The sequence below is a fragment of the Streptomyces sp. NPDC005820 genome (genome assembly GCF_040630255.1).
Classification (GTDB): Bacteria; Actinomycetota; Actinomycetes; order Streptomycetales; family Streptomycetaceae; genus Streptomyces.
Genome location: NZ_JBEXXE010000003.1, coordinates 226,484 through 240,644, shown reverse-complemented (window position 1 = coordinate 240,644; position 14,161 = coordinate 226,484). Strand labels below are relative to the sequence as shown.

Below are 14,161 nucleotides of genomic sequence, written 5' to 3'. Positions count from 1 at the left end.
GCCGGAGGAGTACAGGACTCCTCCGGCCGTCGCCGTCCGTTCGGGTCGCTCAGCCGGCGCTCTTCTGCAGCGCGGCCACGGCCTCCTTCGCCGCCTTGATGGCCCCCGTGTTGATCACATCCGTGCCGGGGGCCTTCTTCGACTCGAAGTCGCTGCCGTTGTAGGTGACGACGACCAGCGCGTTGGAGACCCGGGCGATGACGGTGCCCTCGCGGGTCTGCTGCTTGTCCTCGGTGGTCAGGTTCACCACCGAGTAGCCGGCGTCGCCGAGCCCCGGCACGTCACCGCCGCCGCTCTTCTCCTTCAGCCGGTCCGTGTACGACGACTGCGCCGCGTCGTCCGAGTCCATGATCTCGAAGGAGATGTCGAGCCAGCGGTAGTCGAAGCCCTTGAGCGCGTTCCAGGAGCAGGTGCGGCGCAGCTTGGTGTCCGTGGAGGGGATCTCCTTGCCGGCCGTCTTGGCGCCCGGCACCAGCGAGGTGATCGTCTTGGCGGCCACGCTCGTGCACGGCGCGATCGCGGCGTCGTACGTCTTGGACGCGGCGGTGCCGGACGAGCCGCCGTCGGAGTCCTTCTTCTCGGACTGGGTCTGCCGGGTGTCCTTGCCCGCGCTGTCCTGGGCGTCGGTGTCCGGACCGGACGTCATGGCCCAGCCCGCGCAGGCCAGCACGACCACCGGGGTCAGACGGGCGGTCAGGGCGAGCGGCAGTGGGAGAGAACGCACGGCGCACTTTCGTGGGGGACGGTGCGGACAGCAGTCCGCAGTGCGGACAAGGACGCCAGTGTCACACGACTCCCTGTGGGGCGGAAGGGAAAACTCGCAGCGTGCATGCGCGGTGACGAAGGGGCACGAGAAGGCACGCCCCTCCTGACATATCGTCGGATTTTTCGGGTGTACGGGGATAAATTGGCACCACGACCAGTCACCTACGGAGAGCCATGCCCGAATCCGCCGCCCCCGAGGCCCGCGCCCGCACCCTGCTGGGCCGCCCCAAGCTGTGGCTGCTGCCCACGGTCCTGACCGGACTGCTCGCCCTGCTGCTGTCCCTCCTCTACATGGGCGGCATCGTCAACCCCAACGGCGACCTGCGCGACCTGCCGATCGCCCTCGTCAACAGCGACACGGGCGCGCCGCCCGCCGGGCAGCGGCAGAACCTGGGCACCCAGGTCGCCGCCGCCATCGCCGCCGACACCGTCGGCGGCTCGGTCGAATGGCGCCTCCTCGGCCGCGCCGAGGCCCAGGACGAACTGGACTCCGGGAAGGTGTACGGCGCGCTCGTCATCCCCGCGGACTTCACGAACTCCCTCACCGCGCTCACCACCACCCACGCCACCGCACAGCCGACGATCACCACCCTCACCAACCCGGGCAAGGGCAGCCTCGGCTCCTCCCTGGCGAGCCAGATCACCACCAAGGCGGCCCACCAGGTCTCCCTGAACATCGGCAGACAGCTCACCGCCGCCACCCCCGGCGCCGACTCCACGACCGCCCTGCTGCTCGCCGACCCCGTGAACGTCGTCACCCAGGTCGGCCACCCCATCGGCACCCACAGCGGCCTCGGCCTGACCGCCTTCTACTACACCCTGCTGCTCGTCCTCGCCGGATTCATGGGCGGCAACGTCATCAGCAACGGTGTGGACACCGCCCTCGGTTACGCCGACAACGAGATCGGCCCCTGGCACACCCGCCGCCCCACCGTGCCCATCGACCGCACCCAGACCCTGCTGCTGAAGATGGCGATGACCGCGGGCATCACCCTCGTCAGCGTCTCCCTGGTGATGCTCGCGTGCGTCGCGATCCTCGACATGGACGCCTCGCACCTGCCGCTGCTGTGGATCTACTCCTACTGCGCGTGCCTCGCCGTCGGCCTCGGCGTCCAGGCCATCAACGCGGCCTTCGGCGGCATCGGCCAGCTGGTCTCCGTGTTCGTCTTCATCGTCCTCGGCCTGCCGTCCTCCGGCGCCACCGTCCCCCTCCAGGCGGTGCCCGACTTCTACCGCTTCCTGTCCAACTTCGAGCCGATGCGCCAGCTCAGCGACGGGGTGCGCGCCATCCTCTACTTCGACGCGCGCGGCGACGCCGGACTGACCCGCTCCTGGATCATGATCGCCATCGGCGCGGCCCTCGCCCTCGCCTTCGGCTTCGCGATGACCCGCTACTACGACCGCACCGGCCACAAACGCCTCACCCCGCAACCCGCGTGACCCCCACCCCGGCTGGACAGCCTCATGGACGGACAGGTCCTTCCCGCACGCGACCAGCGCGAGGTGAGAGATGAGCTTCACCACCCGGCCCACCCTCCAGGGCACCTTCGGCATGGTGTCGTCCACGCACTGGCTGGCCTCGCAGTCCGCGATGGCCGTCCTGGAGGACGGGGGCAACGCCTACGACGCCGCCGTCGCCGGGGCGTTCGTGCTGCACGTCGTCGAACCGCACCTCAACGGCCCCGCCGGCGAGGTCCCCGTCCTGCTCGCCCCGGCCGGCGGCGAGGTCCGGGTGCTGTGCGGGCAGGGCGTGGCACCGGCGGGCGCGACGGTCGCCCACTACCGGGGCCTCGGCCTGGACCTCGTCCCCGGCACCGGCCCGCTCGCCGCCGCCGTGCCCGGCGCGTTCGACGCCTGGCTGCTCCTGCTCCGCGACCACGGCACCAAGGACCTCGCCGACGTCCTGACGTACGCCGTCGGGTACGCCGAGCACGGGCACGCGCCCGTGGAGAACGTGGGCGCGACCGTCGAGACCGTACGGGAACTGTTCGAGACGGAGTGGACCTCGTCGGCCGAGGTGTACCTGCCCGGCGGCCGGGCACCCCGGCCAGGCGCCCTCTTCCGCAACCCCGCCCTGGCCGCCACCTGGAAGCGGCTCCTCGCCGAGACCGCGGGTGCCGGTAACCGCGAGGCGCGCATCGAGGCCGCCCGCGAGGTGTGGCGGACCGGCTTCATCGCCGAGGCGCTCGTCCGCCAGGCCGCCCGGCCCACCCTGGACACCAGCGGCGAGCACCGCACCGGCACCCTCACCGCCGCCGATCTCGCCGCCTGGTCCGCGACCTACGAGACACCGGCCACGTACGACTGGAACGGCTGGACCCTGTGCAAGGCGGGCCCCTGGAGCCAGGGCCCGGCCTTCCTCCAGCAGCTCGCCCTGCTGCCGCCCGAACTGCCCGGGTACGGCTCCGCGGAGTACGTCCATCTGCTGGTCGAGGGCTGCAAGCTCGCCATGGCCGACCGCGAGGCCTGGTACGGCGACGCGGCCGAGGTCCCGCTGACCGACCTGCTCTCGGACGACTACAACGCCGGGCGCCGCGCCCTCGTCGGCGACAAGGCGTCGTACGAACTGCGGCCCGGCAGCCCCGGCGGACGCCCGCCCCGGCTCGCCGCGCACGCGCACCTGGTGCTCCGCGACGAGCCCGGGTTCAGCCCGATGGGGGTCGGCGAACCGACCGTCGCCGAGCCGCGGGTCAGCGGCGACGGCCTCACCCGGGGCGACACCTGCCACCTCGACGTCGTCGACCGCTGGGGCAACATGGTCGCGGCCACGCCCAGCGGCGGCTGGCTCCAGTCCAACCCGGTCGTCCCGGAGCTGGGTTTCCCGCTCGGCACACGGCTGCAGATGACCTGGCTGGAGGAGGGCCTGCCCAACTCCCTCACCCCCGGCCGCCGCCCTCGCACCACCCTCACCCCCTCCCTCGCCCTGCGCGACGGGCTGCCGGTGCTGGCCTTCGGCACGCCCGGCGGCGACCAGCAGGACCAGTGGCAGCTGCACTTCTTCCTCGCCGTCGCCCACCACGCGCGCGTGCGCGGCGGCCTCGACCTCCAGGGCGCCATCGACGCCCCGAACTGGCACACCGACTCCTTCCCCGGCTCCTTCTATCCGCGCGGCATGCGGCCGGGCAGCGTCACCGTCGAGTCGCGCGCACCGGCCGAGGTGGTGGAGGGACTGCGGCGGCGCGGCCACGACGTGACCGTGGGCGCCCCCTGGTCCGAGGGGCGGCTGTGCGCGGTCGCCCGCGACCCCGCGACCGGGATCCTGTCGGCGGCGGCGAACCCGCGGGGGATGCAGGGGTACGCGGTGGGCCGCTGACCGGCCGGAGGGGCCTGGTGCGGGCCGCACCCGTTCTTCATCCCGATTCCGCCCGGAGTGCACCGGCGGGGTGGGGATTGTCAGTGGGGCGTGCTCTCATGGGAGGCATGATCGAAGAGATGGAACCCCTCGACGGCTTCGACGAGTTTCTCGCCCGTCACTCGGCCGACGTGGAGGAAGCGGTCCGCAAGGCCGCCGCGGCCGAGATCATGCCCCGCTTCCGGCAGCTCGCCGACCACGAGGTCGACCAGAAGAGCGGCCCCCACGACCTGGTGACCGACGCCGACCGGGGCGCCGAGCTGTTCCTCACCGGGGCCCTCGGCGCGCTGCTGCCCGGCTCGGTGGTCGTCGGCGAGGAGGCGGTCCACGCCGACCCGGCGACGTACGAGGCGATCCAGGGCGACGCGCCGGTGTGGATCGTCGACCCGGTCGACGGCACCCGCCAGTTCGTGCGCGGCGAGGAGGGCTTCTGCACCCTGGTCGCCCTCGCCCGGCGCGGCGTCCTGCTCGCCTCCTGGACCTACGCCCCGGCGCGCGAGCAGTTCGCCACCGCGGTGCGCGGCGGGGGCGCCTTCCTCGACGGCGAGCGGCTGTTCGCCGGACCGCCCGCGCCCGGCCGTGACCTGGTGGTGGCCACCTCCCACCCGGACTACACCACCGACGACCAGAAGCGCGCCCTGCTGTCCCTGCGCGTGGACGGCGTCGCCCCCCGTCCCTGCGGATCGGCCGGCCTGGAGTATCTCGCCATAGCCCGGGGCGAGTTGGACGCCACCGCCTTCTCCTGGGAGGCCGCCTGGGACCACGCGGCCGGACTGCTGCTGGTCGAGGAGGCGGGCGGCGCCCACCTGACCCTCACCGGCCAACCGTTCCGCATCACCGGCGGCAACTCCCTGCCCTTCACCGCCGCCCGCGACACGGCCACGGCCCACCGCGTGGCGGACCTGCTGGCGAGCGGATCGCCTGCGGCGGGCTGACCGCCCAGGGCGTGCGGGTTGCCACGGTGGGCTGATCGCCCGCGGCGGGCTGACCGCCCAGGGCGTGCGGATGGCCGACGGTGTGCGGGTCCCTGCGGCGTGAGGTCGCCTGCGGTGGGCTGACGGCCCAGGGCGTGCGGGTTGCCTGGGGTGTGCGGATGGCCGACGGTGTGCGGGTCCCTGCGGCGTGAGGTCGCCTGCGGTGGGCTGACGGCCCAGGGCGTGCGGGTTGCCTGGGGGGTGCGGATGGCCGCGGCGTGCGGATCGCACGCGGCGGGCCGGCGGTCGGGTGGCGGTGCCCTCCGCCTCGGGCGCCGAGGGGCGGCAGGTGCGAGCCGTGCCGGGTCGATGGCCGGGGTGGTGCGAGCCGCGGCGGGCCGGCGGTCGGGTGGCGGTGCCCTCCGCCTCGGGCGCCGAGGGGCGGCAGGTGCGAACCACGCCGGGTCGATGGCCGGGGTGGTGCGAGCCGCGGCGGGCGGGCGGTCGGGTGGCGGTGCCCTCCGCCTCGGGCGCCGAGGGGCGGCAGGTGCGAGCTGCGCCGGGTCGATGGCCGGGGTGGTGCGAGCCGCGGCGGGCCGGCGGTCGGGTGGCGGTGCCCTCCGCCTCGGCCGGCGGCCGGGGGTGGGTGCCCTTCGGCGGGGTGTCGTAGCCCCGGCATATCCTGATCCCGGAGGCCGCCGGGCTGCGGAGGCCGCCCGCTGACGAAGGGGTCGGAAGTGCCGTCGATGCTCGATGCGGTCGTGGTGGGGGCGGGGCCCAACGGGCTCACCGCCGCAGTGGAGCTGGCCAGACGCGGTTTCTCCGTGGCGCTGTTCGAGGCGCGCGACACCGTGGGCGGGGGATCCCGCACCGAGGAGCTCACCCTCCCCGGCTTCCGCCACGACCCGTGCGCCGCCGCCCACCCCCTCGGCATCAACTCCCCGGCGTTCCGCGCCCTGCCCCTGGAGCGGTACGGCCTTCAGTGGCTGCACGCCGAACTGCCCATGGCGCACCCGTTCCCCGACGGCAGCGCCGCCGTGCTGTCCCGCTCGGTCGCGGAGACCGCCGCCTCCTTCGGCCCGCGTGACGCGGGCACCTACCGCCGTCTCGTCGAGCCCTTCCTGCCCCACTGGGACACCCTCGTCCGCGACTTCATGTCGCTGCCGCTCACCGCCCTCCCGCGCGACCCGGTCACCCTGGCCCGCTTCGGCCTGGCCGGCCTGCCCCCGTCCACCTGGCTGATGCGGCGCTTCCGCGACGAGCCGGCCAAGACCCTCTTCGCCGGACTCGTCGCCCATGTCATGGCCCCGCTCGGCGGCCTCGCCACCGGCGCCGTCGGCCTGGTCTTCGCCCTCGCCGCGCACGCCCGCGGCTGGCCGGTGGCCCGCGGCGGCTCCCAGGCGATCTCCGACGCCCTCGCCGCCCATCTCAAGGACCTCGGCGGCAGCGTCCACACCGACTACGAGGTCAAGCGCCTCGACGACCTGCCCCCGGCCCGCGCCTACGTCTTCGACACCACCCCCACCGCCCTCGCCCGTATCGCCGGCTTCGGCAGCCACTACGCCCGCTTCCGCTACGGCGCCGCCGCCTTCAAGGTCGACTACGCGCTCGACGGACCGGTCCCCTGGACCGCGCCCGAGGCCCGGGTGGCGGGGACCGTGCAGATCGGCGCCGACAGCGCCGAGATCCGCACCGCCCTGCGCGCCGCGTCCCAGGAGGGCCGCGCCCCCGAGCGCCCCTTCCTGATCACGGTGCAGCCCGGCGTCGCCGACCCCACCCGCGCCCCGGCCGGCCAGCAGGTGTTCTGGGCCTACGGGCATGTGCCCAACGGCTGGACCGGCGACCTCACCGACGCCATCGAACGCCAACTGGAGCGGTTCGCCCCGGGATTCCGCGACCGCGTCCTCGCCCGCGCGATCGCCGGCCCCGCCGAACTCGCCACCCGCAACGCCAACTACGTCGGCGGCGACATCGCCTCCGGCGCCGCCACCGGCCTCCAGCTCCTGCTGCGCCCCAAGCTGTCCCTGCACCCGTACGCGACCCCGCACCCGGCCGTGTTCCTCTGCTCCTCGTCCACCCCGCCGGGCCCCGGCGTCCACGGCATGTCGGGCCACAACGCGGCGAAGGCCGTGTGGCGGAGGCTGCGCGCCCAGCCCTGACACCCACGCGAAAAGGGCGGGCCGACCGGGGCGGCCGGCGGGTATACACAGGCATGACCACCCTCACGCTCGTCCAGGGCGACATCACCCGCCAGTCCGTGGACGCCGTCGTCAACGCGGCCAACTCCTCGCTCCTCGGCGGCGGTGGAGTCGACGGCGCCATCCACCGCAGGGGCGGCCCCGAGATCCTCGCCGACTGCCGCCGCCTGCGCGCCTCCCACTACGGACGGGGCCTGCCCACCGGCCAGGCGGTGGCCACCACGGCCGGTGAGCTGGACGCCCGCTGGGTCATCCACACCGTGGGGCCCGTGTACAGCGCGAGCGAGGACCGCTCCGAGCTGCTGGCCTCCTGCTACCGCGAGTCCCTGCGCGTCGCGGACGAACTCGGCGCCGGTACCGTCGCCTTCCCCGCCGTCTCGGCCGGCGTCTACGGCTGGCCGATGGACGACGCGGCCCGGATCGCGGTGGAGACGGTGCGCGCCACCCCGACCCGGGTCGAGGAGATCCGGTTCGTCCTCTTCGACGAGCGGGCCTACGCGGCGTTCGCGCGGCAGGCCGGGTGAGAGGACACGCCGCCGGACGGCTCATGCCGCGGCTTTCGAAGAAACCGGGCATATCTTGTGAAATATGACGAAATGCCATGTTCTGTACCTGGCGTGCACCGCCGCGATCGTCGGGACGGGGCTCGGTGCCGCCCCGGCGGCCGTCGGGCACCCCCACCACGCGACCCTCGTGGTCCGGCAGGGACAATCCATCCAGAAGGCGGTGGACGCAGCCGCCCCCGGCGACACCGTGTACGTGACCGCCGGGACCTACCGCGAGAGCGTCACCGTCGCCACCGACGGCGTCACGCTGGCCGGCGGCCCCCGCGCCGTGCTGCGGCCGGCCCCGGTCAAGAAGAAGGCCCCCGGCGCCTGCGCCGCCGCCGGCAACGGCATCTGTGTGACCGGCACCAAGGACCACAAGGTCAAGGACGTCACCGTCGCCGGACTGACCGTCACCGGGTTCACCAAGAACGGCGTGTACGCCACGGCCACCGACAAGCTGACCGTGCGTCAGGTCACGGCGGAGAAGAACGGGGTCTGGGGCATCGCCGCCGAGGGCTCCGAGCGCACGGTGCTGCGCGGCAACACCGCCCGCGACAACGGCGACGCCGGACTGTTCCTCGCCAACACCGTCAAGGAGGAACAGGGTGCCACGGAAACCCGCGGCACACGGGTCCTGGGCAACCGGCTGGAGGGCAACCGGATCGGCGTCACCGTCCGCCGGCTGCGCGACCTCACCGTCGCCCGCAACGACATGACCGGCAACTGCGCGGCCGTCTTCGTCGTCGGCGACGAGAACAAGCCGAAGGCCGGCCGCGTCACCGTCCGCGACAACCGCATCGTCGCCAACAACAAGTCCTGCCCGAAGACCGCTCGGCTCGACGCCCTCCAGGGCACCGGCATCGTCCTCACCGGCGCCGAGGACAGCGTGATCACCCGCAACGTGATCCGGGACAACGCCGGCACCTCCTCGCTGTCCGGCGGCATCGTCCTGCTGAAGAGCTTCGTGGGCACCACCAGCGACCGGAACCGGATCAGCGACAACACGCTCTCCGGCAACTCCCCGGCCGACCTCGTCGTCACCGACACCGAGGGCAAGGGCAACACCTTCGAGCGCAACTCCTGCAAGGCGTCCAGGCCCGCGGGTCTGTGCTGACCGGACATCCGTCCCCCTGACCGGCTCCTCGAGAAGAAAGGCGGCACATGACGACCGCTCAAAGCGCCCCGCCCCCACCCATGCGGCTGCGGGAGCTCGTGTTCGGGGCGGCATGTGCCGCCGCCCTGCGCGCCTCGGCCCGGCTCGGCGTCGCCGACGCCCTCGGCGAGGCACCCATGACCGTGGAGGACCTCGCCGCCGCGGTGAAGACGGAGCCCAAGCCGCTGCGCCGGCTGCTGCGCGCCCTGTCCTGCTACGGCGTCTTCGCCGAGCGCCCCGACGGCATGTTCACCCACACCGACATGTCCCGGCTGCTGCGCGAGGACGACCCGCACAGCCTGCGCAACATCGCCCTGTGGTGCACCGAACCGTGGACCTGGGACGCCTGGCCCCAGCTCGACGAGGCCGTGCGCACCGGCCACAACGTCGTGGAGGACCTCTACGGCAAGGAGTTCTTCACCTACCTCAACGAGGACGCCCCCGAGTCGGCCGAGGTCTTCAACCGGGCCATGACCACCTCCAGCGAGCAGTCCGCACGCGAGGTCGCCGCCCTCCTCGACCTGTCCGGCAGCACGTCTGTCGCCGACATCGGCGGCGGCCAGGGCCATGTGGTGGCCAGCCTGCTCGACAAGTACCCGGCGATGCAGGGCACCCTGCTCGACCTGCCCCGCGTGGTCGACAACGCCGTGCCCCGGCTGCGCGAGGGCGGCGACCTCGCGGGCCGCGCCCGGATCGTCCCCGGCGACGTCCGCAAGGCCGTCCCCGTCAAGGCCGACGTCTACGTCATCAAGAACATCCTGGAGTGGGACGACGAGTCCACCGCCAGGACCCTCGCCAACGTCATCGGGGCGGGCGGCCCCGGCACCCGGGTCGTCGTCATCGAGAACCTCGTCGACGACACCCCCTCCATGCGGTTCAGCACCGCCATGGACCTGCTGTTGCTCCTCAACGTCGGCGGGGCCAAGCACACCACCGAGTCCATGGTGAGCCGGCTCACCGAGGCGGGCCTGGTCATCGACGACATCCGGCCCGTCAACCCCTATCTGCACGCCTTCGACTGCCACGTACCCGGCTGACCCGCCGGCCGTACCGGCCCGCAACCACCGGTCGCCGGGTCCGCAGCGTCGCGGACCCGGCGACCGGTGACACCGGCGCGGACTCAGCCGGCCGGTTCGCGCTCCCAGAGGTAGAAGCGCCGCGCCATGGCGTCCTTCGGGGAACGCCAGGTCTGCGGGTCGTACGCGCTGACGTACGCGGTCAGCCGCTCGCTGACGTCCCGGAACTCGGGATGGTTCACGACCTTGGCGATGGCCGGGCCCGGGTCGCGCTCGGACTCGATCAGATGCAGGTACACGTCGCCGAACTGGAAGAGGCTGCGCCGGGCGACCCCGACGAGGTGCGGCAGCTCCCCGCGGTCCGACTCCTCGAACACCTTGGCGATGTCGGGGGCGGAACCCGGGGCCATACGGGCGACGATCAGGGCTTGGTGCATGGGGGAGTGTCCTCCGTCCGGCTCAGTCGGTCAGGACCGGAGTGGTGCCGCGCTCCGCGGCGGCCTTCTCGATGCGGTCCCGGATCAGGGCCAGCTGGACCTTGGAGTTCCGGTTGATGTTGTCGGTCATCCACTCGTCGTCGACCGGCGCGTCCGGCTTCATCGCGAAGTCCTGCGTCCAGATCATCCGCACCCCGGCCGGCACCTCCTCGTACCGCCAGTGGATGTCCATGTGGGCGAACGGCCCCGTCTCCACCCGGCGGGCCCGGACGGTGAGCGTCTCGCGGTTCGGCTCGCGCTCGGAGACCCAGCTCCAGACCTTGCCGTTGTCGTCCGGGTGCATGGTCAGCCGGAACGTGGTCCTGCGGCCCTCCCGGGAGATGATCTCCACGGACGCGTACTCGCTGAACAGCCGCGGCCAGTTCTCCAGGTCGTTGGTCATGTCCCAGACCAGGTCGAGCGGGGCGGCGATCGTGATCTCGTTCTGCGTGTGTCCGGTCATGGCGTCACGCCCCCGCCGGCAGCGCGCTGTTGACCCGGTCGAGGAACTCCCGGGGCGTCCGGCAGCGCTCCATGTCCAGGTCCAGCGCCATGCCGAACCGGTTCTCCAGCTCGCCCACGATGCCGAGCATGCCGAGCGAGTCGATGCCGAGCTCGCCGAACTCGCCGTCCGCGTGCTCCCTCAGCCGCTCCGGCGTCACGGTGATCCCGGCGGCCTTCTTCATCAGACCGGCGAGTTCGTCCAGGGTGATGCGGTCACTCATGCGATACCTCTCCTTCGTGCAGTGCAGTGCAGTGCAGTGCAGTGCATGCAGTGCTGTGCGTGCCGCGCCCCGCTACGAGGCGTGGGCGGCGCCGTGCCGCAGCACCAGCGCCGAGTTCGACCCCATGAGGCCCCGGCTGAGGACCAGCGCCGTCCGCAGGTCCGCGGTACGGGCGCGTTCGGTCACCAGGTCGAGGTCATGGCAGATGTCGAAGACATGGGGGGTGGGCGGGATCAGACCGTGTTCCATCGCCAGCACCGCGGCCGCGGTGTCCAGCACCGGCGCCCCGCCGTAGGCCCGGCCGATCCCGGTCTTCGGCGCCGTCACCGGCACCCTGCGGCCGTGCGCGCCGAGCGCGTCGGCGATCGCGAGGGCCTCCGCCCGGTCCGCCTCCGGCACCCCGAGGGCGTCGGCGAAGACCACGTCGATCTCCTCCGGGGCACAGCCCGCCTCGTCCAGGGCGCCGCGGATCGCCTGGGCGAGCCCCGCCCGGGACTCCGCCCAGCGGGCGGCGCCGGTGAACGTCGCCGCGTGCCCGTCCAGGGTGGCCCGCACCCGCGCCCCCCGCTCGCGCGCCGAGGACTGCGCCTCCACGACGAACATGGCGCCGCCCTCGGCGGGCACGAACCCGCACGCCGAGTCGGTGAAGGGACGGTAGGCGCGCTCCGGCTCCTCGACGGTGCTCAGCGCGTCGTAGCCGAGCTGGCAGACCATCGAGTACGGGGCGAGCGGGGCCTCGGTCGAGCCCGTCACCAGCACATCGGTGCCGCGCCGCACCGCCCGCGCCGCGTGCGCGAGGGCGTCCAGGCCGCCCGCCTCGTCCGCGGCGACCACCGAGCAGGGGCCCTTGAAGCCGCGGCGGATCGAGATCTGGCCGGTGCTCGCCGCGTAGAACCAGGCGATCGACTGGTACGGCCCGACGAACCGGCTGCCCTTGCCCCACAGCTGCTGCAGCTCCCGCTGGCCGAACTCGCCGCCGCCGCTGCCGGCCGCGGTGACCACGCCCACCGAGTACGGGGCCTCGGCGGTGTCGGCCTGGCCGAGCCGGGCGTCCTCCAGCGCGAGATCGGCGGCGGCCATCGCGAAGTGCGTGAACCGGTCCGTCTGGACGAGGAAACGCTCCTCGACGGCGGCCGCCGCGTCGAAGCCCCTGACCTCGCCGGCCACTTTCAGCGGCAGGTGCTCACACCCCTCGCGGGTCACCCGGTCCAGGACGCTGATGCCTTCCTGTGTGGACTTCCAGAAGGCCTGGGTGCTCGTTCCGTTCGGCGCGACGACACCGATTCCGGTGACGGCGGCGCGCCGTGGATGCGGTTCGCTCATCATGTCCTCTCCCTCGGCCGGGTCAGGACCACCGCGGACTGGAACCCGCCGAACCCGCTGCCCACGGAGAGCACACTGTGCAGCGTCCGTTCGCGCGCGACCCGCGGCACGTAGTCCAGGTCGCACTCGGGGTCGGGGGTCTCGTAGTTCGCGGTGGGCGGTACCACCTGGTGGGCCATGGCCAGGACACAGGCGACGACCTCGATCGCGCCGATCGCGCCCAGCGAGTGACCCACCATGGACTTGATGGAGCTCATGGGGGTGGCGTACGCGTGCTGCCCCAGGGCCCGCTTCACGGCGGCCGTCTCATGACGGTCGTTCTGCAGGGTGCCCGACCCGTGCGCGTTGACGTAGTCGATGGCCGTGGGGTCCAGCCGGGCGTGGTCGAGGGCGAAGTCGATCGCCCGGGCCATCTCCAGGCCGTCCTTGGTCAGGCCCGTCATGTGGTACGCGTTGCCGAACGTGGCGTAGCCGCCCAGCTCGCAGTACACGCGCGCACCCCGGGCCCTCGCGTGATCCAGGTCCTCCAGGACGAGGACGGCGCCGCCCTCGCCCATCACGAAGCCGTTGCGGTCGGCGTCGAAGGGGCGGGAGGCGTGGGCGGGGTCGTCGTTGTTCGGCGACGTCGCCTTGATCGCGTCGAAGCACGCCATGGTGATCGGGGAGATCGGCGAGTCCGACGCGCCGGCTATGCAGACGTCGGCCCGGCCCTCCTCGATCGTGTGGAAGGCGTATCCGACGGCGTCCAGACCCGAGGTGCAGCCGGTGGAGACCGTCTGCACCGGGCCGCGTGCCTCGAACCGCTCGGCCACGGTGGCCGCGAGCGTGGCGGGCGTGAACGCGCGGTGCAGTTCCGGCTCCGCCCGCCCGTCGTCGACGTCCCAGCGCTGCCCGCGATGGCTGACCAGGACGTAGTCGTGCTCCAGCCGGGTGGTGCCGCCGACCGCGGTGCCCAGCGACACCCCGACCCGCCACGGGTTCTCCCGGGCGAGGTCGAGGCCCGAGTCCCGTACCGCCTCCTCCCCGGCGACCAGCGCGAACTGTATGTACCGGTCGCTGCGGGCGATGTCCTCGGCGGCCAGCCCCGCGGCCACCGGGTCGAAGTCGCACTCGGCGGCGATCCGCGACCTGAGGCCGTCCGGATCGAAGAAGGTGATGCCCCGGGTCGCGGTCCGCCCGTGCGAGAGCAGGTCCCAGAACGCCGGTGCGCCGATGCCGCCGGGTGCGACGACGCCTATGCCGGTGACCGCCACCCGCCGCCGGCTCATGAGACGACCTCGGCGGTCTCCTCGGTGTCGACGTGGCCGAGCGGCGGGCTCGGGGCCAGCGGCCCGAGGTGGAAGACGATCCGCGCCTCCACCTTGCCGACATTGCGGAACCGGTGCCGCATGTGCATCGGGATCAGCAGGCCCTGCTCCGGCTGGAGCGGGACGGGCTCGCCGTCCAGGTCGACCTCCAGCTGTCCGCACAGGACGTACACGAACTCCTCGGAGTACGGGTGGTAGTGCTCGCCGATGCGGTCGCCGGGCTGGATGAGGGCCACGCCCATGAAACCGCTGGTGGAGCCGACCGTGGCCGGGGTGAGCATGGCGCGCAGATCGCCGCCGCGCCGGGTGTTGGGCTCGACCTCGCTGAGATCCACGATTCTTGGACGGGAATTGATCACGACGTTGCTCCGATCGGGTGCTGTG

General features: G+C 73.0%; 14 protein-coding genes. 7 read left to right on the top strand and 7 right to left on the bottom strand.

Annotated elements, in window-relative coordinates:
• Window positions 1-49: 49 nt before the first annotated feature.
• A complete protein-coding gene (locus ABZ464_RS05220; RefSeq protein WP_359271154.1) occupies window positions 50-724 on the bottom strand; it encodes a hypothetical protein in 675 nt (224 codons plus the stop codon).
• Window positions 725-939: 215 nt separating this feature from the next.
• Between ABZ464_RS05220 and ABZ464_RS05215 the strand changes: the two genes are divergently transcribed.
• The 7 genes from ABZ464_RS05215 to ABZ464_RS05185 all read left to right on the top strand — a co-directional run bounded on the left by ABZ464_RS05215 (window position 940) and on the right by ABZ464_RS05185 (window position 9,967).
• Window positions 940-2,205: a DUF3533 domain-containing protein gene (locus tag ABZ464_RS05215; protein WP_359271151.1), complete on the top strand. Its 1,266-nt coding sequence runs from the start codon at window positions 940-942 to the stop codon at window positions 2,203-2,205.
• Between the two features lie 70 nt (window positions 2,206-2,275).
• On the top strand, window positions 2,276-4,078 hold the full coding sequence (locus ABZ464_RS05210; RefSeq protein WP_359271149.1) for a gamma-glutamyltransferase: 1,803 nt from the start codon (window positions 2,276-2,278) through the stop codon (window positions 4,076-4,078).
• 107 nt (window positions 4,079-4,185) lie between these two features.
• Window positions 4,186-5,052, top strand: coding sequence for an inositol monophosphatase family protein (locus ABZ464_RS05205; RefSeq protein WP_359271146.1), 867 nt, complete (start codon window positions 4,186-4,188; stop codon window positions 5,050-5,052).
• Between the two features lie 725 nt (window positions 5,053-5,777).
• The gene (locus ABZ464_RS05200; RefSeq protein WP_359271144.1) at window positions 5,778-7,190 is read left to right on the top strand and encodes an NAD(P)/FAD-dependent oxidoreductase; all 1,413 of its coding nucleotides are present in this window, start codon (window positions 5,778-5,780) and stop codon (window positions 7,188-7,190) included.
• A 53-nt stretch (window positions 7,191-7,243) separates the two neighbouring features.
• On the top strand, window positions 7,244-7,753 hold the full coding sequence (locus ABZ464_RS05195; protein ID WP_359271141.1) for an O-acetyl-ADP-ribose deacetylase: 510 nt from the start codon (window positions 7,244-7,246) through the stop codon (window positions 7,751-7,753).
• Between the two features lie 64 nt (window positions 7,754-7,817).
• The gene (locus ABZ464_RS05190; RefSeq protein ID WP_359271138.1) at window positions 7,818-8,891 is read left to right on the top strand and encodes a right-handed parallel beta-helix repeat-containing protein; all 1,074 of its coding nucleotides are present in this window, start codon (window positions 7,818-7,820) and stop codon (window positions 8,889-8,891) included.
• A 47-nt stretch (window positions 8,892-8,938) separates the two neighbouring features.
• Entirely contained in the window at window positions 8,939-9,967 is a 1,029-nt protein-coding gene (locus ABZ464_RS05185) for a methyltransferase (RefSeq protein ID WP_359271136.1), read from the top strand.
• An 83-nt stretch (window positions 9,968-10,050) separates the two neighbouring features.
• On the opposite strand, the gene ABZ464_RS05180 is transcribed toward ABZ464_RS05185, so the two are convergent.
• The 6 genes from ABZ464_RS05180 to ABZ464_RS05155 all read right to left on the bottom strand — a co-directional run bounded on the left by ABZ464_RS05180 (window position 10,051) and on the right by ABZ464_RS05155 (window position 14,136).
• A complete protein-coding gene (locus tag ABZ464_RS05180) occupies window positions 10,051-10,383 on the bottom strand; it encodes a TcmI family type II polyketide cyclase (protein ID WP_359271133.1) in 333 nt (110 codons plus the stop codon).
• 22 nt (window positions 10,384-10,405) lie between these two features.
• A complete protein-coding gene (locus ABZ464_RS05175) occupies window positions 10,406-10,885 on the bottom strand; it encodes an SRPBCC family protein (protein ID WP_359271130.1) in 480 nt (159 codons plus the stop codon).
• Between the two features lie 4 nt (window positions 10,886-10,889).
• Entirely contained in the window at window positions 10,890-11,147 is a 258-nt protein-coding gene (locus ABZ464_RS05170; protein ID WP_359271127.1) for an acyl carrier protein, read from the bottom strand.
• 72 nt (window positions 11,148-11,219) lie between these two features.
• On the bottom strand, window positions 11,220-12,470 hold the full coding sequence (locus ABZ464_RS05165; protein ID WP_359271443.1) for a ketosynthase chain-length factor: 1,251 nt from the start codon (window positions 12,468-12,470) through the stop codon (window positions 11,220-11,222).
• A complete protein-coding gene (locus tag ABZ464_RS05160; RefSeq protein WP_359271124.1) occupies window positions 12,470-13,738 on the bottom strand; it encodes a beta-ketoacyl-[acyl-carrier-protein] synthase family protein in 1,269 nt (422 codons plus the stop codon). The genes ABZ464_RS05165 and ABZ464_RS05160 overlap by 1 nt, the downstream gene beginning before the upstream one ends.
• Window positions 13,735-14,136 (bottom strand): cupin domain-containing protein, encoded by a 402-nt coding sequence (locus tag ABZ464_RS05155; RefSeq protein WP_359271121.1) that lies wholly within the window; start codon window positions 14,134-14,136, stop codon window positions 13,735-13,737. The genes ABZ464_RS05160 and ABZ464_RS05155 overlap by 4 nt, the downstream gene beginning before the upstream one ends.
• Window positions 14,137-14,161: the final 25 nt, after the last annotated feature.

Bases quoted from the DNA above. Each gene is read 5' to 3' on its own strand.
- ABZ464_RS05160 (WP_359271124.1), bottom strand. From the start codon at position 13,738: ATGAGCCGGCGGCGGGTGGCGGTCACCGGCATAGGCGTCGTCGCACCC.
- ABZ464_RS05185 (WP_359271136.1), top strand. From the start codon at position 8,939: ATGACGACCGCTCAAAGCGCCCCGCCCCCACCCATGCGGCTGCGGGAG.
- ABZ464_RS05175 (WP_359271130.1), bottom strand. From the start codon at position 10,885: ATGACCGGACACACGCAGAACGAGATCACGATCGCCGCCCCGCTCGAC.
- ABZ464_RS05165 (WP_359271443.1), bottom strand. From the start codon at position 12,470: ATGAGCGAACCGCATCCACGGCGCGCCGCCGTCACCGGAATCGGTGTC.
- ABZ464_RS05210 (WP_359271149.1), top strand. From the start codon at position 2,276: ATGAGCTTCACCACCCGGCCCACCCTCCAGGGCACCTTCGGCATGGTG.
- ABZ464_RS05215 (WP_359271151.1), top strand. From the start codon at position 940: ATGCCCGAATCCGCCGCCCCCGAGGCCCGCGCCCGCACCCTGCTGGGC.
- ABZ464_RS05190 (WP_359271138.1), top strand. From the start codon at position 7,818: ATGACGAAATGCCATGTTCTGTACCTGGCGTGCACCGCCGCGATCGTC.
- ABZ464_RS05205 (WP_359271146.1), top strand. From the start codon at position 4,186: ATGATCGAAGAGATGGAACCCCTCGACGGCTTCGACGAGTTTCTCGCC.
- ABZ464_RS05180 (WP_359271133.1), bottom strand. From the start codon at position 10,383: ATGCACCAAGCCCTGATCGTCGCCCGTATGGCCCCGGGTTCCGCCCCC.
- ABZ464_RS05170 (WP_359271127.1), bottom strand. From the start codon at position 11,147: ATGAGTGACCGCATCACCCTGGACGAACTCGCCGGTCTGATGAAGAAG.
- ABZ464_RS05200 (WP_359271144.1), top strand. From the start codon at position 5,778: ATGCTCGATGCGGTCGTGGTGGGGGCGGGGCCCAACGGGCTCACCGCC.
- ABZ464_RS05195 (WP_359271141.1), top strand. From the start codon at position 7,244: ATGACCACCCTCACGCTCGTCCAGGGCGACATCACCCGCCAGTCCGTG.